Annotated in this window: 18 protein-coding genes and 1 pseudogene; 5 read left to right on the forward strand and 14 right to left on the reverse strand. The window is 33.3% G+C overall.

Annotation, left to right across the window (positions count from 1 at the left end; translation table 11 throughout):
- Position 1: 1 nt before the first annotated feature.
- Together ACM55H_RS05430 and ACM55H_RS05435 are read left to right on the forward strand one after the other, a co-directional pair.
- Entirely contained in the window at positions 2-556 is a 555-nt protein-coding gene (locus tag ACM55H_RS05430) for a DUF4468 domain-containing protein (protein WP_416835538.1), read from the forward strand.
- Complete coding sequence (locus ACM55H_RS05435) at positions 556-822, forward strand: hypothetical protein (protein WP_416835539.1); 267 nt, start codon at positions 556-558, stop codon at positions 820-822. Before ACM55H_RS05430 ends, ACM55H_RS05435 begins: the two co-directional genes overlap by 1 nt.
- A gap of 442 nt (positions 823-1,264) precedes the next feature.
- Here the strand turns inward: ACM55H_RS05435 and ACM55H_RS05440 are convergent.
- Positions 1,265-1,495: pseudogene (locus ACM55H_RS05440) on the reverse strand (DUF4256 domain-containing protein).
- 449 nt (positions 1,496-1,944) lie between these two features.
- Here ACM55H_RS05440 and ACM55H_RS05445 point away from each other — a divergent pair.
- Positions 1,945-2,448, forward strand: coding sequence for a hypothetical protein (locus ACM55H_RS05445; RefSeq protein ID WP_416835540.1), 504 nt, complete (start codon positions 1,945-1,947; stop codon positions 2,446-2,448).
- A 235-nt stretch (positions 2,449-2,683) separates the two neighbouring features.
- Here the strand turns inward: ACM55H_RS05445 and ACM55H_RS05450 are convergent, their stop codons facing one another.
- From ACM55H_RS05450 to ACM55H_RS05460, 3 genes are all read right to left on the reverse strand, one after another.
- Positions 2,684-3,133: an SRPBCC family protein gene (locus tag ACM55H_RS05450; protein ID WP_416835541.1), complete on the reverse strand. Its 450-nt coding sequence runs from the start codon at positions 3,131-3,133 to the stop codon at positions 2,684-2,686.
- 296 nt (positions 3,134-3,429) lie between these two features.
- The gene (locus ACM55H_RS05455; RefSeq protein ID WP_416835542.1) at positions 3,430-3,822 is read right to left on the reverse strand and encodes a VOC family protein; all 393 of its coding nucleotides are present in this window, start codon (positions 3,820-3,822) and stop codon (positions 3,430-3,432) included.
- 141 nt (positions 3,823-3,963) lie between these two features.
- The gene (locus ACM55H_RS05460; protein ID WP_416835543.1) at positions 3,964-4,560 is read right to left on the reverse strand and encodes a dihydrofolate reductase family protein; all 597 of its coding nucleotides are present in this window, start codon (positions 4,558-4,560) and stop codon (positions 3,964-3,966) included.
- A 749-nt stretch (positions 4,561-5,309) separates the two neighbouring features.
- On the opposite strand from ACM55H_RS05460, the gene ACM55H_RS05465 reads away from it, so the two are divergent.
- The gene (locus ACM55H_RS05465) at positions 5,310-5,486 is read left to right on the forward strand and encodes a histone H1 (RefSeq protein WP_039107869.1); all 177 of its coding nucleotides are present in this window, start codon (positions 5,310-5,312) and stop codon (positions 5,484-5,486) included.
- A gap of 138 nt (positions 5,487-5,624) precedes the next feature.
- Here the strand turns inward: ACM55H_RS05465 and ACM55H_RS05470 are convergent, their stop codons facing one another.
- From ACM55H_RS05470 to ACM55H_RS05480, 3 genes are all read right to left on the reverse strand, one after another.
- Positions 5,625-6,137: a hypothetical protein gene (locus tag ACM55H_RS05470; RefSeq protein WP_416835544.1), complete on the reverse strand. Its 513-nt coding sequence runs from the start codon at positions 6,135-6,137 to the stop codon at positions 5,625-5,627.
- Positions 6,138-6,580: 443 nt separating this feature from the next.
- A complete protein-coding gene (locus ACM55H_RS05475; protein ID WP_416835545.1) occupies positions 6,581-8,617 on the reverse strand; it encodes an ATP-binding protein in 2,037 nt (678 codons plus the stop codon).
- A 108-nt stretch (positions 8,618-8,725) separates the two neighbouring features.
- A complete protein-coding gene (locus tag ACM55H_RS05480) occupies positions 8,726-8,965 on the reverse strand; it encodes a hypothetical protein (RefSeq protein WP_416835546.1) in 240 nt (79 codons plus the stop codon).
- A gap of 112 nt (positions 8,966-9,077) precedes the next feature.
- On the opposite strand from ACM55H_RS05480, the gene ACM55H_RS05485 reads away from it, so the two are divergent.
- Complete coding sequence (locus ACM55H_RS05485) at positions 9,078-9,746, forward strand: response regulator (protein WP_416835547.1); 669 nt, start codon at positions 9,078-9,080, stop codon at positions 9,744-9,746.
- Between the two features lie 570 nt (positions 9,747-10,316).
- Here the strand turns inward: ACM55H_RS05485 and ACM55H_RS05490 are convergent.
- The 7 genes from ACM55H_RS05490 to rhaM form a co-directional block, all read right to left on the reverse strand.
- The gene (locus tag ACM55H_RS05490) at positions 10,317-10,799 is read right to left on the reverse strand and encodes a hypothetical protein (RefSeq protein WP_416835548.1); all 483 of its coding nucleotides are present in this window, start codon (positions 10,797-10,799) and stop codon (positions 10,317-10,319) included.
- Between the two features lie 218 nt (positions 10,800-11,017).
- Positions 11,018-11,605, reverse strand: a complete 588-nt coding sequence (locus ACM55H_RS05495; RefSeq protein ID WP_416835549.1) for a LutC/YkgG family protein — start codon at positions 11,603-11,605, stop codon at positions 11,018-11,020.
- Positions 11,598-12,992: a lactate utilization protein B gene (locus ACM55H_RS05500; protein WP_416835550.1), complete on the reverse strand. Its 1,395-nt coding sequence runs from the start codon at positions 12,990-12,992 to the stop codon at positions 11,598-11,600. Before ACM55H_RS05500 ends, ACM55H_RS05495 begins: the two co-directional genes overlap by 8 nt.
- Positions 12,989-13,723, reverse strand: coding sequence for a (Fe-S)-binding protein (locus ACM55H_RS05505; protein ID WP_416835551.1), 735 nt, complete (start codon positions 13,721-13,723; stop codon positions 12,989-12,991). The genes ACM55H_RS05500 and ACM55H_RS05505 overlap by 4 nt, the downstream gene beginning before the upstream one ends.
- Before the next feature lies 1 nt (position 13,724).
- The gene (locus tag ACM55H_RS05510) at positions 13,725-15,086 is read right to left on the reverse strand and encodes an FGGY-family carbohydrate kinase (RefSeq protein WP_416835552.1); all 1,362 of its coding nucleotides are present in this window, start codon (positions 15,084-15,086) and stop codon (positions 13,725-13,727) included.
- A 13-nt stretch (positions 15,087-15,099) separates the two neighbouring features.
- Positions 15,100-16,374, reverse strand: a complete 1,275-nt coding sequence (locus ACM55H_RS05515; protein WP_416835553.1) for a sugar isomerase — start codon at positions 16,372-16,374, stop codon at positions 15,100-15,102.
- Positions 16,375-16,384: 10 nt separating this feature from the next.
- A complete protein-coding gene (rhaM, locus tag ACM55H_RS05520; protein WP_416835554.1) occupies positions 16,385-16,699 on the reverse strand; it encodes an L-rhamnose mutarotase in 315 nt (104 codons plus the stop codon).
- Positions 16,700-16,707: the final 8 nt, after the last annotated feature.

Genomic DNA, 16,707 nt, shown 5'->3' on the forward strand with positions numbered 1-16,707 from the left:
TATGAAAAATATTGTTTTAGGATTATTAGTATTATTTAATTTATCAATTTATGGCCAAGAATCTGAATTTAAATTCACAAAAGACGGCCTCACTGATTTTGTAATCACTCCGGTAAATGGGAAAACCCAATCCGAGCTTTACAAAAAAACTTTGGGTTGGGTTTCTTATTCTTTTAAAGAACCAAGAGAAGTAATAAAAGCAAATATCGAAAATGAATATATCCGTATAGAAGGATTTAGCAAAGACCTAATTTGTTATAGTTATATGGGTAAAAGATGTGGTGATACCAAGTATGAAATCGAAATTTCATTTAAAGACGGTAAATACAAATTTGATGTGTTAAGTATTTCAGAATACAACAATATGTCCAAATCAATTTTGTGGACCAATTTTGAAATCAATAATACAGCATCGTATTTTGATAAAAAAGGCGAAGTAAAAAGCTCTTACAAGTTTATTGTCAATACGGTTCCGGAATATTTTAATAACCTCAACTTGAACTTGAAGGAATTTTTAATTAGTGATGGAATTAAAAGCAAAAAAAATGATTGGTAATGTACACTTCAGACAAAAATATAATCCACTTGATTGATCTTTTGAAATACCAAAAGAAGATATCATCTACAAAAGATTTTTGTCTAGATATAGGAGTTCTGGAGCAAACAGTTTCTAAAGTTAAAAAAGGAATCAATCATTTCACAGTAGTACATATAGAAACAATATGTAAAGAATATAATGTCAATGCTAACTGGATATTCGGACTTCAAGACCAAATATTCACTGAAATAAATAGTAACCAAAAAGGTGTACAAACCGCCTAAATTATATAATTTTAAAAGCTTGTAAAGCCTTTAAAATCAATGGTTTTATAAAACACAAGGTAGTCAATAGAGTTTCCCTCTTTCTCCGCAAAGAAAACCCGAAACGAAAGTTTCGGGTTTTTTATTTCTAAACAGTGTCAAAAGTTTACTTTTGAAAACAGTTTTGAAATAAAAAGCAAACTAAAATTCATTTTAGTTTGCTTTTTATTTACATGGTTCTCCTCTTCTGGGATCAACAGAGTTAATCCTCTTTCTCCGACGCCTAGCATTAAAAAAAAAATCAAAAGTTTTAAAGCCTCTAATGCCTTTTAATTTAGATTTTGAAAAGTGTAATGCAACAGCTACCGCTATTCACAGCAGGACTTTGGTTATTCATTCGTCATACCTAATAATCCGTTCTCAGACAATCCGTTTTAAAATTCAATTAGCTGTCTCAACAATATTAAACTCTTAGCGAACCATGGAACGCCCTGACAACATAATAAGAGAATGCGCTGTTATGATACACGAAGACAGTCCCATAGCGAAAATCCGAAAAAAGGGCACCACCCAGTTTTCTAATCTCAGAAGGTATTTTCACCCAGCTCGATGTTTTCATATCAAAATTTCCAAGTTGCTACAATTCTCGATATTGCTCTTCCGTTAAAAGTTGAATACCTATGGCAGCAGCCATATCAATAGCGTTATTTTCCGGTTTATTTTTTTTTCCTTGATTCTTTGCCCTTCACAGTCCTAACAAACACTTCTGCGGCCTTTATGGTAGTCCTTATTTTTCTCAAAACGACCTTCTAATATACTGAGTAGTAATAAACATTGTTCTGACGACAACCCTTTTTTATTTCCCATTGTCATAACGTGTTATTTTGATTGGCGCACAATATATTGCAATTGATTATCTTACTTTTGGGCTGACCGGTCCTTTAGTCTTGCTATCACCTTTCTTCTAGTAAAAAATTAAAAACCATCTGAACATAAAACACTTATTTTTAGATAATTACACTTTTTTTTAGCTTTAAATTAACGTTTTTTAATCCGCGTAATAAAAGAATATGAAGTGAGGATTAGCTACCTTTACTAGGATATTTTTAGAACTGATTAAATAACTTTTAATGATTAAGAAAAATGAAAACCAAGTTTACAATCTTAGCGTTAATAACTACTGTTTTAAGTAGTGTTTTGTTTTTCGTTTCGTGCTCGAATGAGGATGTGATTGAGACTCAATCCAGTTCAAATTTTGCGCGTCAAACGAGTATTAGTAACAAGAATAGTACAACAGGCATTGCGAGTGCCATTCCTGCTTATTATGATGCGAAGTTATTCAATATTATATTCGTTGAATTTCCTCCACAAGCCTCAGCAATACTTATTGCTCAAAACCCCGGTATTAATTTTATTTATCAATCTGATCCTGGGTTACCAGGTGGTTTACCATTTATTAGTGTGATAGATGCTATTCCTGGTGATGGTATGAATCCTATTTGGGAAGAAGTACAAATTGCTTTCAATTCCGGTCACACTGCCCGTCAATTATTTAGTGATGATGAAATATCAGCAGCCGTAGCTAACAATGAAATTACTTTGATCCCGACAGGTGAAGTTTATAAATGTCCTGTCATTGGTAAATAATTATAGAGCGACTGTATGATCCAAAAACCCACTTTTACTTGTTTTAAATAGTTAAGAGTGGGTGTTTTTTTTCATGGGACAAGCTTGATACAATTACCAGAAGTGTTTTGTCGCAAATTTCATGTTTCATAATCCGTATTTTTTGGTACTACCCTAGCTAACGTCAGTTTGTCTAAAAACCTTAAAACTGCGTTATTTTATGAATTAGAAAATAAAAAACCAATCACTAAAAGATTTAAGCATCCGGAATTTCCGGCTCAACTAATTTTGCCAATTTCTCTAATGATTCCTGCCAACCTAAATAACACATTTCTGTTGGTATAACGGAAGGAATACCTTCTTGAATAATTTTAAGTTCTGTCCCGCAAGAAACCTTTTTGAGCCAAACCGAAGTGACCATTTCACCAGGCAAATTCGGGTCGTCAAATTTGTCAGTATATTTAATAAATTTATTCAGTTTCAATTCCAAGTATGTTCCGCCAAATGAGTGTCCATTTCCTGTGGAAAAATTGATAAAAGACAGTCGGTAGTTCCCGCCTTCTTTTACATCCATGCTATGAACAACACATAAAAAGCCATATGGTGGAATCCATGATCCCATCGCATTTGCATCAGTAAACGCACGATAAATTTTTTCGGGAGATGCTTTAAGAACTCGGTGTAATGATACGCTATTATTTGCCATAGTATTAATTTTGGGTTAGTGATTATTAATTAAGAGGCTGACTTGAAACATTAAACATCTGGCGGATTCCAAATTTGTCTTTACAAGTTCCCACAGTAACCCCAAAATTCATCGTGGGGTGCAAAAGCTTCTGTTCCAGCTTGAAAAAATTCTTTATACAAGTGGTCATCTTCTTCTTTAGTGTCAGGATTTAAACGGGTTATTATAGCAATACCTCAATCAATTTATGTCCCATGCATTCAAGCATATCCGTTGCTAGTCCACACTCAATGCTGTGCCAGTCCAATTTTCATTTCTTAAATACTCTTTTCACCTTCTTTAGTAATACCCATTATTTCCGTAAAAACACCAATCTCTTCTCGTGTGTCAAAAAACACAATTTTAGCTATTGGCGTGTCAAAGCTGCTTATTACTGTAAAGCCTTTATTCTCAAACTCTGAAATTACTTTGTCAAGGTTTGCAATGGATGTGCCGTATGCAATATGTTGAACTCCGCCTGTTGGATTATAGTCTATGTAATCCTTAAAAATACTTTTCCCTGAAATGGGCTGAATGAGCTCAATGAATGTCCCACCGGAACAAGCCATTGCAAGAAGGTTTTCTGCATCAGATGATTCTCCATAATAGGTTCCGTCATGCTCTTTTAAGTTAGTGGTAACGGTCGGGCTAAAATTGGTAACGCCAAGCATTTCCTAAAAAAAAGTCTTTGATTTCTCTATATCTTTCGCCACCCATGCAATTTGAGTAGGGGTTAATCCAGAGCTATTTTTCTTATTTGTCTTGTCCATCGATTGAATTTTATTTGTAAATTTATTAACCGCTTAGCCGCCTTAAGCTCTAACAGTACCTGTCTTGACATCTCCAGCTCGCTTGTAGTTGGCAATGATCACTCCTGTTGGCGTAGCCAAAATCTCCGTTAATGTAAATGCTGCCGGAATCGTGCCATCGTCAAACAATTTTTTTCCTGTACCAAGAGTCAATGGGTAAATTTTGAGTCGGAGTTCGTCCACTAAATCATTCTTAAATAGCAGCTGAATAAGCCTACTGCTGCCCCAAACTTGAATGTCAGAACCTTCTGAATTTTTAAGCTTTTTGATAGCTTCTAAACTTTCAATAAATACGGTATTTCTCCAGTTTGACTTTTTCATGGTTCTGGACATAACGTATTTTGTACCATCATTGATACCAGGCCAAATGTCTGCATGTTTAGGCCAGAAGGAGGCCCAAATCTCAAACGTTTTCCTGCCCAAAAGATAATCTACTGGTTGTTTCAGCTCATTTTGCACCACCTTACCACCTACTTCGTCACTATACGGTGCACTCCAACCGCCATATTTGAAACCGCCTGATGTATCTTCCTCTGGCCCACCAGGTGCTTGCAGTACTCCATCTAATGTAATCATTGATAAAACAATTATTTTTCTCATGTAATTACAGTTTTTAATTGTTAGTAATTATTGTTTGAATTGAAATTGCATTTTTCGAGCGATAACCAAACGGCTTTTCAGAAATGGTCTGCGATTACTATCCTCTGTCCAATTTGAAAATTGAACTGCGCTATACGGTTGCGAATAACGTATTTACATATTCAATTTTTAGATTAAATTGAGCATAACTTTTTATTTTTTATAGTAAACACGCAACTCTTGCTGAGCATAATAATCCAAACCTACAAAATCATTTCTACTATTCTTCACAGTCTTTTTCATTATCTTAAAGATAATAATCTTATGCATAAAAAGCCTCCAATAAGTGTCTAACTTTTTTTTGGGGGGGGGGCAGTCAATCTCAGTATCTTTCAAAAGAACTCAATTTTGTTTATTAGTAAGTAAATACATAGGATTTAAACTACAATTAAAATTCTTCCTAAAAAAGTAACTTTCTCTTTCTTAAAAGAAAACAATCCGTAAAAAGCGTTAAAAAAAGCTGTTAGACCCTTAAATATAAAGCAATACTTCGTAGATATTGTTTTATATTTTGGTCAAATAAGATTAAAAATCCGGGCAAATTGTAGGCTGAAAAAATCAATCATTATTTGCTCACCGTTGTGGTATATCAGAGCGGTCGGGTTTTCATGCCGTAGCTGTTCCTAAAAAAAGTGAGAATTTAACAGCGAATTAGTTATATCTAATAATCAAACTTTTATTTTTGCGCTCTAATTTAATAAAGTACTATCATGAAAGATTTAATTGAAAAAATCAACGCAGAATTCGAAACATTTAAAACAGAATCTGAATCACTAATTGAGAAAGGTGTCAAAGCAGCTGGACCAAGAGCTCGTAAATCTACTTTGGAACTAGAAAAACTATTAAAAGAGTTTAGAAAAGTTTCTGTAGAAGAATCGAAAAAATAATATTATTCTAAAAATAGACCTCGTTTAATAATTTAAGCGAGGTTATTTTTTATTTTTCCTGTGCCGATTTGTATTTATGTTGTTTTGTTCCGATTTAGATTTTCAGACCGCTTGTGTATTCCTGTTAGTAGCATCCACTTACTTTTTCTTTTCTTCGTCAACAATTAGTTTCAAAGAATTAATATAATCCGTATCAAATTCTATAACTCTTATTTTGTTTTGCTTAAAACTCATTTCACCTTCAAATTTCCCTTCGGTTCCCAAAAAATCTATTACCAGTTCTTCCTCATTTAGTTCTAGGAGTTTACCGAGATAAACCGCTTTATCTGACTTTTTTGTAATCTGAAAAATTTCATATTTATTTGCTAAAAAATGTATAATGGAAGACAAATCTTTAAGCGGAATTATTTCCACTGCGCTTGTTTTTAAACCTTTAAGTTTAATTACTTTTGCTGTGAATTCATGATCTTTGTCTTGAATAATTGACTTTACATTTTTATTTTTTAATATCGTATAGCCATCAATTATAAAATCAAAAGGATTATTTTTTAGTAAAATCCAATCTTCAGTCCAATCAATAAGAAAACCACTAAAAATTTCCTTTTTGTCGTCAAATTCTATTGAAATTAATTGTCGTAAGTATTTTTCCATTATGTTTTTTAAAATTTTGAGAACAGTCTGCTACTAGCGTCAGTTAGCCCTAAGCGTCAGGGTAAAAACTTCTAAACGAGCTTTATTTTGTTAATTAGAAAGTAAATATATGAGATTTAAACTTCAATTGAAATTCTTTTTAGAAAAAGTCACTTCATGGTTCGTAAAAGAAAACGAACCGTAAAAGCGTTAAAAATAGCTGTTAGAACCCAAAAATATAAAGCAATACTTTTAGATATTATTTTAATAGGTTTTGGTTAATCAGATTAAAAATCCGGTGCAGATTATAGGCTAAAAAAAAAAAACAATCATTATTGTTGTGGACACAGTTTAAAAAACTGCGCCAAAGATTGTAGTAATCAGCACCGCCGGGTTAGAAAATAAATTTAAAAGACCTAAAGCAGGGTAAATCCTCGAAAAATAACCACACTCTTTACAAATATTTAATAGGATAGTGCTTGAAGGTTAAAGACAACTTCAATTTTTGTTCCTGTTCCAATTTTTGATTCAATGTCAAATTGACCTTTTAAAGAATTCGCTCTTTCTTTCATATTACTTAATCCGATACCACCTTTTTTAATTTTTATATCAAATCCTTCTCCGTCGTCAGTGATACTCAGTTGCAAAATATCATTATCCTTTCTCTGAATTTTTACCGTACAATTCTTTGCGTTTGCATACTTATTAATATTTAAAATAGCCTCCTGAATAATACGGTATAAGTTAATCTTATATATATTATCAACTGTTGTCCATTCAAACATTTCTTCATTTAAATATTTAAACTGGGTCTTAGTGAACTCTTTTTGATTTTCTATTAAACTTGACAATAAAACATTAAAATCATTCCCATCAAAAAAAGAACCTCGTCTTAAGTCATGTGCAATACTTCTAATCTCACTCTCAATGTTTTGCAATTCAGTAATATATACTTTCCTTTTTTCAATCGTTTCCTCGTCTATTAAAGAATTAAAGAAACCTAAATTCATTCGAACACCATAAATTTTATTCATTACACCATCATGTAATTCTTTGGCGATTCTTGCCTTCTCACTCTCTTTTGCAAGATCAATTTTTTTATGTTGTTCGGTCAGTAGTTGGTATATTTCATCATTAGCTTTTTGCTGTTTCTTAATAAACTGTAACTCTTTATTTCTATATTTTAAATATCTTAAAACAATAATTAATATCAACATTAAAACCAACCCAAACGAAACAATTAAAATATAAAAGTTCTCTTTTGTCAAAACTTTATTTTCATCCTCTATTTTCGAAGTTTCATATTCTATTCTGGCATACTTATTATGAGTATTTTTTTGAACGCCATTAATGCTGTCGCTTACTTTTATGTATTGATTTGCATAAAACAACCTGTTTTTCTTATCTAATTTGGATAACAATTTTAATGAAGCCAAAATTTCATTACTGTTCTTAATTTTAATGGCTAATTGATTCGCTTCTTTTAAAGTTTCTACTGATTTTATAGTATCCTTCTGAGTTAAGAAATATTCTCCTATATGGATCTTTCTATATAAAATTTCCGACTCAATTCCCATACTATCAACAATTCTTAAAGATTCAAAAAACATGGGAGCTACATTTTGATAATCTCTGTTTTTCATCTTCGAATAAGCCAAATTACTTAAAACATTAGCATATAGTCTAGGGGATTTCTTTCTTAAATCTTCTGTGAGTAAATCTTGTAACTTTTCTATGGACTTCGAAAATTCTTTTTTTAAATCATATAAATTACAGATATTAATAACAGAAATCAAATTGTAATTAGCTATAACATCTTTATCTTCACCCTGGCTTTTCATTATTTCTAAATCACGTAATGCTAATTCATGGTAGCGTAAGGCTTCATCATATTTAACCAACTTCTCTAAACAATTACCCATTAATGTATTACTAGGATAAATGAAGCGGTGATTGCTAGATTTTTTAAAATACTGCAATGCTTTAGAAATTTCAACTTCACATTCTACATAATTTCCGTCATAAAATAAAACATAGGCTTTATTGAATAACATTCTACCCAACTGATCATAGTCATGAATTTTATAATATAATTTTTCTGCTTGTAAATAATAAAAGTAAGCGCTATCCCTTTTTGAGTTTTGATAACAATCGCCCACATAATATAACGCCTTTGGAATTCTGACACTATCGTTAACCTGTTTTGATAGTTTTAAGGCCCTTAAGCTGGAAGATAAAGATTTTTCTAAATTATTGATATTATAATATTCCGTTGCGACTTTTAAATAAGTCTCTCTGACAATGGAATTATTATCCTTAGATTTTAATAAATCACCTATTGAATCTAAGTATTTCTCTTTTTTATTTTTTTCTAAACCATCTAAATAAATTTTGTCAAATAAAGTAGTGTTGTTTTTTACAGAGACATCTGAATCATTCTTTTGGCATGAAAAAAAAAAGGAAAGCAGAAGAAAATAGGTTATTTTAGTAGGGGTACTCAAAATCTAATTTATTATTTTATAATTCCAAAAATAGTATTTTGAAACAAGAATACCATATGATTTTCAAATAAATCATATGGTATTCTTGTTTTAAATTATAGCTTAATACTATCTTGGCAACAACGGATTAACTGGATCGCCATCCGGTGCACTTGCAGAAGAAGGAATTATTGATGTACCTATTTTTACTGCAGTGGAATCAATGATTTTTACCTTCAAAATAGCCTGAGGGATAACTTCTAAATTCTTAGCTTTAACCTCTTGAACTTCATAACTATCATCATTGGAACATGAGTAAGTTAATAACGTAATGCAAACAAGTCCTGCAATGTGTAATTTATTTTTCATAACATTAATTTAAGTTAGACAATCTTTTTTTACAAAAAAACAACTTTGCTTTAATTAAATATTACGGTATAACCGTAATATTTAATTAATTTTACAGAAATTGAATATAAATATGAAGCTTACTATTTTGATAGTTGATGATCATCCGATGACAGTTGATAGCTATAGTAATCTTTTATCTGATAACGCCTTTCAAAAAAACACTCCCAAATTCATAAAGAGTTATAACTGTCAAGATGCCTACAATCAAATATTTTTTTATCTCAAACAAAATACAGCTATTGATTTGGTATTATTAGACATTAGCCTTCCTCCATATAAAGAGTTCAATATTGAAAATGGCATTGATCTGGCTTCATTAATAAGAAAAAAATTTACCAATTGTAAAATCGTTCTTCTTACAATGCATAGTGAACCCCTTACAGTAGATACAATCATTAAAGAGATAAACCCGGAAGGTTTTGTTTCTAAAAGTGATATTAACTTTGAATTATTCCCTATTATTTGTAAAAAAATTATGGATGGAGGTACATTCCGAAGTCAAACTATACTAGAATCTCAGCGAGAATTGTTTAAAAAAAATATTAATTGGGATAAACATGACAGTCAGATTCTAATCTTAATCTCGCAAGGAACTAAAACGGTTAATCTTCCTGACTATATTCCTCTTTCTATGAGTGCAATAGAAAAAAGAAAAGCAAATATAAAAGAGCAGCTATTAATGGGAAAAGGCAGCGATAGAGATCTAATTGCAAAAGCTAAAAAATTAGGTTTATTATAAATTTAACGTAAACATAGAATGCAATTATAAGGTATATATTGGTTTGATATTTTTCTTTCAATGCATTCATGATTTAAGGCTCCTACTTATAATAAAAAACGCTGAGGCATCTTTTTCATTTCTTTCGTCTATTCTCCTACGTTTATAAAAATAATCCCTCCTAAAAGCATAAATCTTCCTTCTCAGGTAAATACCTAAAAACCAAACCACAATTAGCCTAACTATTCCGTATCATTCCATACCTCAAATGTAGAAGGTAAAAGATTTCCTCTTTTAGTATAAAATCAAAAATCACGGTAAGGATTTCAGCGTTGGCCATAGAGAGTCATCCCGGAGTCGAGTGTGAAACGCGAGCGTTTGGGGTCGCGATAGGAACATCCGTCCGATGATTATTGGGATAAAAAGATTCAGGCTTGAAATCGAAGATTCATGAATACCCAAATAATAATAATAATAATAATAATAATAATAACCCATGAATGTTTTTTTATTACTTTTTTATCAAGGAAAAAAGTAAAATTTTCTTCAAATAAAAATCAGTAATAACATAACAGTACCCCTATTTGTTTATCATTTAGCGTCGCAGTCAACTGTTTTAAATTTAAATTTCACCCGTTCAAAATCTATAGGTACGCCTTTAACAAAGTAGGAAGCACCCATAGTGGTTTCTATTTTCCCATTACCTAAAATGAGTTCGTTCCCTCGCTTTAGAAATGCCATTGGATTTTTGTATGTTATTTTATCATACGTTCCCTGAGTAAAAGTGTAGCTGGCAAATAAAGTATCTCCACGGAATTCTCCCGCGATTTTCCCAACCTTTTTCGGCATATTAAAAAATTTCATCACCATATCGCCGGTTATTTTACCGTTTTTTAAGGTGTTCATTTTTAGTTCAATAGTATCTTCTTGATACAGCGCTTTATAGCACTGCACGTTTATAGGATTCCCAGTCAGGACTTTGGTAGCTTCAACGACTTTTGGGCTTTGATTTTTTTTACAGCTTTGGAATCCAATACAAGCAAACAGCAAACAAAAAAGACCTAGATTTTTCATAATAGTAAATATTTAGTTAAATATTGTAGCAATAGCCATTGCTAATTTACGCATAAATAACGTATAATTATTTGGGGGACGTGACAATATGTAGTAAATAGAGTAAAAAACCCTCTTAGCTTCGCAAAAGAAAAACCCGAAACAAAAGTTTCGGGTTTTCTATTTTTTATTAATCCTGAATCATTTTCAAACCAAGATAAAGTTATAATTCAACAAACTCAATCCATAAGAAACACTGTCAATCCTCTGGCTCCATGAGCACCTAAAACTAACGATTGTTCAATATCGGCAGTTTTTGAAGGTCCGGCTATGAAAGTACCAAAACCATATTCCTGATTTCCGATACGTTCATAGGCCTGATGCATCGTTGCCACAATATCTTTTTTATGCACTACAATTGCTAAATATTGAGTAATAAATGGGGCAACGCGTTGTCCTAACAAATCATCTGTTACCCAAAGAGCTGAATTTTCAGCAACACCAAAATGTGCTTTAATCAAAGTCAATTCTACATTTTCTAAAGTATGCGGATCATCATTAAACCAATCAGTTGTTGCAATTTCAGCAAGCTCCGGAATGGTCGTAATCATTCTTTTTTCGGTGGCATAGTTTTTTTTGACAAAGGTAATTATAGCATCATAATTAGGTACTTCTACAAAGTCTCCTCCTATTCCCTTCAATACCGCTTTATAGGTATCGAGTATCTCAAAAGATTCCAATCCTAAAGTACCTAAATTAGGTAATTCACTGGTTGTCGTCGGTTGGTTTTGTTTTATTTTTTCTAAAATAGTGGCTCTGCTACTCATTTTGCTTGTCTTTGGATTCTTTTGCATTTTTCTTGTACCATTCTCTAAAGGATTCTTCGGGTGGCGCAGGCATTTCTCTTTGTTTGTACCAAGGATTAAGACTATTATTGACCAAAACCGGTATGTTTTTCATCACAAATCGTCCTGCTTTTCCAGCTAAATCAAAAACCATAGGATTAGCTAGAACGGTTGCCATTCCTTTCATTGCGACCGTTTTTCCTAATGAAGTCTGTCCTTCTTTTACCAATACCTGACGCCATTTATACAATTGATCATGAATATCAATTTTTACGGGGCAAACATTAGTGCAAGAACCACAAAGTGTGCTGGCAAAAGGCAAATCGGCATTTTTACTCATGTCGAGATTGGGCGCCAATATAGAACCAATAGGTCCCGCCACCGCATTATGATAACTGTGTCCTCCACTTCGTCTATAAACCGGGCAGGTATTCATACATGCCCCACAACGGATGCATTTTAATGAATTTCTGAAATCTTCTCTGCCTAATTGGGTAGTCCTGCCATTATCTACAATAACAATATGCATTTCTTTTCCATCTCTGGGCGTTTTAAAATGACTGGAAAAAGTGGTAATCGGTTGCCCGGTAGCACTTCTTGCCAATAATCGAAGGAAAACACTCAAATGCTTACGTTGCGGAATTATTTTCTCAAAACCCATACAGGCAATATGTACATCAGCAAGATGCACGCCCATATCCGCATTTCCTTCATTGGTACAAACCACAATTTCGCCTGTTTCGGCAATCGCAAAATTCACTCCCGTCAAAGCTACTTTTCTCGTAAGGAAAGTATCTCTAAGATGTAATCGTGCCGCTTCGGTTAAATATTGGGGGTCGTTGTTTCCTTTTTCTGTTCCAAGGTGTTCGTGGAAAGTTTCACTTACATCTTCTTTTTTAAGGTGAATCGCGGGTAAAACAATATGGCTTGGCGGTTCTTTTCTAAGTTGAACAATTCGTTCCCCTAAATCGGAATCGATTACGTCAATTCCTTTTTCGGTTAAATATTCATTCAAATGGCATTCTTCGGTAAGCATGGATTTAGATTTAACCATCTGCTTCACGCCATGTTTTTCCATTATGGAATGCACTATTTTATTGTGTTCATCAGCATCGGCAGCCCAATGAACTATGATTCCGTTTTTCTGGGCATTCGATTCAAATTCAGTCAAATAATCATGAATATTCGAAAGCACATTATTTTTTATTTGTGAAGCCGTTTCTCTTAGTAATTCCCATTCCGGAATTTGATGCGCTGCTTTATCTCGTTTTTCACGAACAAACCAAAGCGTTTCATCATGCCAATCTACTCGTTTTACATCTTTATTAAAAATCGCTGCAGCTTCGCTATGTTCTAAATTGTTTTTCATATCGAATTTAATATTTCTGCAATGTGAATAATTTTTATCGGGCTTTTTTGTCTTTTCAAAATGCCTTCTAAGTGCATTAAACAGGACATGTCACCTCCGGTAATGTATTCTACTTGATGATCTTCATGATCTTTTATACGGTCCTGCCCCATTTTTACAGAAATCGCTTCTTCGGTCACACAAAAAGTCCCCCCAAATCCACAACATTCATCTTTTCGATTTAATGAAACCAGATTTATCCCCTTTATTTTGCTTAATAATTGTCCCGGTTTAGAGAAAAAAGGCGCATTCAACTCACTCATTTGCGAAAGCTTCAATCCACGTTGTCCATGGCAACTTTGATGCATTCCAACTTTGTGGGGAAAATTTCCGGGAATTATTTCGATTTTTAAAACATCGGTAATAAACTCCGTTAACTCGAAAACTCGCTTTCTCATTTGGGAAGCCAGTTCTTCATTATTTTCATCATGCAAATGTTCTTTGACATGCAATACACAACTGCCCGAAGGGCAAACTATATAATCAAACTCGGCAAAATTGGCAATAAAATTAGCATCACAACCTTTAGTCAAATGGGCATATCCGCTATTGGCCATTGGTTGACCGCAACACGTTTGCTTCATTGGGAAACGAACATCACAGCCTAATTTCTGTAATAATTCATAGGTTGCAATAGCCACTTTTGGGTAAAATTGGTCCACATAACACGGTATAAAAAGTCCAATTTTCATATTAATGTTTGTAAAATTTTAAATCAATCAAATCATTTTGAATCGGTTTTGGATTCCAGTTTTTATGAATCGCCAATGCGGCACCAAGAGCGCTGGCTTGCGCCATAGAAGCGGCATACACTTCCATCTCCGGGAAAGCTTCAGCCAGTAAATTCATAAAAATAGTGTTTTTACTAAAACCTCCGTCTACAAATACTTTCTTAACGGGACTGTTATGAATCACTAATTGGGTGGAGAGTATTTGCTGTGCAATGATATCCAAGATCAATTGATGATAGGCAATTTCGTAATTTTTAAAATCGCTGAGATTTCTCTTTGCAAAAGGAGATTCTCTAAGGATTTTATATTTATCAACTTTTGAAGAATAATTTTTAAGATTAATCTCCCTCAATTTAGAAATAATCTCTTTATTGAAAGCTACCTCTTTATATTTATCCAATGACACTCCAAAATGACCTGCTAACTTTTTGGTTTGCACTTCATGTTCATTACCAGCAAACAAACGGGCTGCTTTTACAGGCTTTTCTTTGTATTGCAAATAACATAAACAGTCATATTTCAATTCTTCAAAAGTCAATGGCGTATCATTGAACGGATTCATGGAAATGCTCCAGGTTCCTGTTGACAATAAAACGAAAGGCTCCGTAAAATTTATCGTATAAGGAATAATCGCTGAGGAACTATCATGTAATCCTGCACCAACAGCTATATCACCTACTATTTTTATGGTATCTTCCGCATAATGAATAGGCGGAATTTTAGCTGCTATATTTTCTTTTTTAACCCATTTGTGATACTTCATCTTCTTGAAATTCCAAAGATTGGTATGACAACCAATACTGGTTATATCAGCAAAGTATTTTTGAGTTAAAAGTGAACTTAAATACTGTGGTAAATGCAAACAATAGGTCACTTTAGCAAACAATTCCGGATTTTCTTCTTTCAAACGGTAAATCTGCATACCGGAATTTAAACTTCCTAAAACAGGAGAAGCCGTTTTTAAAGCAAAAGCTTCTTCCCCTTTGTATTTGTCATAAAACTTCTTCTTTAGCGTTTCAGGATACGGTTTTAGGTAATTATATAACGGAGTTAAAGTGTTTCCCTCTTCATCTACATAAATAAAACTGGCTCCGTAGGTACTAAAATTTATCGCTTTTAAAACATATTCTTTTAATGCCTGCATTTCAGACAACCTATAAACAATCCAGTTTTTAAGTTCAGCAATATCTTCGCAAGGGAAACCATCTTCATCCACTGTTTCGGGAAGAATTACGGATTTTTCCCAAACAATTTGATAGTTTTCATTAAACAGAAAGACTTTTTTGTTTGTTTTGCCAATATCAAAAATCGCTACTACATTCATTTTTGATTGGTTTTTACAAGCCCGTTGCTATCGTTTTAAATCCTCTTTCCGTGATAAGACCCTTTCTTACTGCAAGGTCACGGTATAATCCAACAGGATTCAATGCAGCTCCAGAGCGCAAACGTGCTTCGGCAACTAAAGCGCGAACATCCGTACGGAAAGCATTTTGCAAAATTTCTTGTGCAGTCACGACATCATTTTCATTTTGTGCAATTTCTAATGCTTTTCTGTCTACTGAAAGCGCTTGTGCATAAGCAACCATAATCGCTTCTACGGATTGCAATAAATCTTCCATCGGATCTTTTACGTTATGCGAAGCATCAATCATCCAGCCTAAATCTTTAGCGTGATTCATTCCTCTGGCATCCATTCCTTCTACCAATTCATTGAAAATCAAGAATAATTGGTATGGTTTTAATGCACCGGCCGTTAAATCATCATCGCCATATTTTGAATCATTGAAGTGGAAACCACCTAATTTTTCTTCCATCAATAATAAAGAAACGATTTGCTCAATATTAGCATTTGGAAGATGGTGCCCTAAATCAACCAAAGTGAAGGCTTTGTCTCCTAATTTTTTCACATAAGAATACGATTGTCCCCAATCAGCAACTGTTGTAGAATAAAAGTTAGGTTCAGCGCATTTGTATTCTAAAAACAGTTTCCAGTTTGACGGCAATGCGGCGTAAATTTCTTCTAAACTTTCTAAGGTGTTTTGGTACGCTTTACGGAAATTCAATTGTCCCGGAAAACAAGAACCATCAGCAAGCCAAACGGTTAACGATTCAGAACCTAAGGCAATTCCTTGTTGAATCACTTCAATATTATGAGCAATCGCTTGTTTACGAACCGCTTTATTTACGTTTTGCAACGAACCAAATTTATACGAATGCGCTTGATCAGCTTGATCTTGAAAGGTATTTGAATTGACTGCATCAAATTTCAAATTGTGTTGTGCAGCTAATACTTTAATTGCTTGGTAATCCGTTGGTATATCCCAAGGAATGTGTAACGAGATAGCACCAGAAGCATTATTTAAAGCATGTAGCAAACCTACATCTTCAATTTTTTCTTCTAAAGAACGTGGTTCTCCTCCACCTGGAAAACGACCAAAACGAGTTCCTCCTGTTCCTAAAGCCCAAGATGGAATAGCGATTTGGAAATCAATTAATTTTTGGATAATAGTTTCGGTTTCTGCAATTTCGGATGCGGTGAAAACCAATTTATTTTTATGAGCCTTTAAAAGGTCATCATTATGGGAAGCTATTTTGTATGATTCAATTAACATGATATTTTTTTTAAGGTAAATAAAAAACTTCTTTTAAAGGAGTGCTTAAAGGAGAATAATCAGGATTTATTTCCATAATATCACTCATGTATTTCCACCATTTTTGGATGATGGGATGCTTCGATAGTTCGTCTAACAAAGCTGGAGTTTCAATTTTTAAAACTGCAAATAAAGCATTTGTGCTTGGGTCTAAGAAAATAGAATAATCGGCAACTCCTGCATTTTTTAATAAGCCTGCAAGTTCTGGCCAAATTTCATCATGTCGGCGTTGGTATTCCTGAACCTGCCCTTGATGAAGCTGCATTTTGAAAGCTATTTTTTCCATAGTTGCTA

The organism is Flavobacterium cryoconiti, from assembly GCF_048158645.1.
Taxonomy (GTDB): Bacteria; Bacteroidota; Bacteroidia; order Flavobacteriales; family Flavobacteriaceae; genus Flavobacterium; species Flavobacterium cryoconiti.

Excerpts from the sequence above, each read along its gene's own strand:
- ACM55H_RS05430 (WP_416835538.1), top strand. The coding sequence starts at position 2 with ATGAAAAATATTGTTTTAGGATTATTAGTATTATTTAATTTATCAATT.
- ACM55H_RS05435 (WP_416835539.1), top strand. The coding sequence starts at position 556 with ATGTACACTTCAGACAAAAATATAATCCACTTGATTGATCTTTTGAAA.
- ACM55H_RS05445 (WP_416835540.1), top strand. The coding sequence starts at position 1,945 with ATGAAAACCAAGTTTACAATCTTAGCGTTAATAACTACTGTTTTAAGT.
- ACM55H_RS05450 (WP_416835541.1), bottom strand. The coding sequence starts at position 3,133 with ATGGCAAATAATAGCGTATCATTACACCGAGTTCTTAAAGCATCTCCC.
- ACM55H_RS05455 (WP_416835542.1), bottom strand. The coding sequence starts at position 3,822 with ATGCTTGGCGTTACCAATTTTAGCCCGACCGTTACCACTAACTTAAAA.
- ACM55H_RS05460 (WP_416835543.1), bottom strand. The coding sequence starts at position 4,560 with ATGAGAAAAATAATTGTTTTATCAATGATTACATTAGATGGAGTACTG.
- ACM55H_RS05465 (WP_039107869.1), top strand. The coding sequence starts at position 5,310 with ATGAAAGATTTAATTGAAAAAATCAACGCAGAATTCGAAACATTTAAA.
- ACM55H_RS05470 (WP_416835544.1), bottom strand. The coding sequence starts at position 6,137 with ATGGAAAAATACTTACGACAATTAATTTCAATAGAATTTGACGACAAA.
- ACM55H_RS05480 (WP_416835546.1), bottom strand. The coding sequence starts at position 8,965 with ATGAAAAATAAATTACACATTGCAGGACTTGTTTGCATTACGTTATTA.
- ACM55H_RS05485 (WP_416835547.1), top strand. The coding sequence starts at position 9,078 with ATGAAGCTTACTATTTTGATAGTTGATGATCATCCGATGACAGTTGAT.
- ACM55H_RS05490 (WP_416835548.1), bottom strand. The coding sequence starts at position 10,799 with ATGAAAAATCTAGGTCTTTTTTGTTTGCTGTTTGCTTGTATTGGATTC.
- ACM55H_RS05495 (WP_416835549.1), bottom strand. The coding sequence starts at position 11,605 with ATGAGTAGCAGAGCCACTATTTTAGAAAAAATAAAACAAAACCAACCG.
- ACM55H_RS05500 (WP_416835550.1), bottom strand. The coding sequence starts at position 12,992 with ATGAAAAACAATTTAGAACATAGCGAAGCTGCAGCGATTTTTAATAAA.
- ACM55H_RS05505 (WP_416835551.1), bottom strand. The coding sequence starts at position 13,723 with ATGAAAATTGGACTTTTTATACCGTGTTATGTGGACCAATTTTACCCA.
- ACM55H_RS05510 (WP_416835552.1), bottom strand. The coding sequence starts at position 15,086 with ATGAATGTAGTAGCGATTTTTGATATTGGCAAAACAAACAAAAAAGTC.
- ACM55H_RS05515 (WP_416835553.1), bottom strand. The coding sequence starts at position 16,374 with ATGTTAATTGAATCATACAAAATAGCTTCCCATAATGATGACCTTTTA.
- rhaM (WP_416835554.1), bottom strand. The coding sequence starts at position 16,699 with ATGGAAAAAATAGCTTTCAAAATGCAGCTTCATCAAGGGCAGGTTCAG.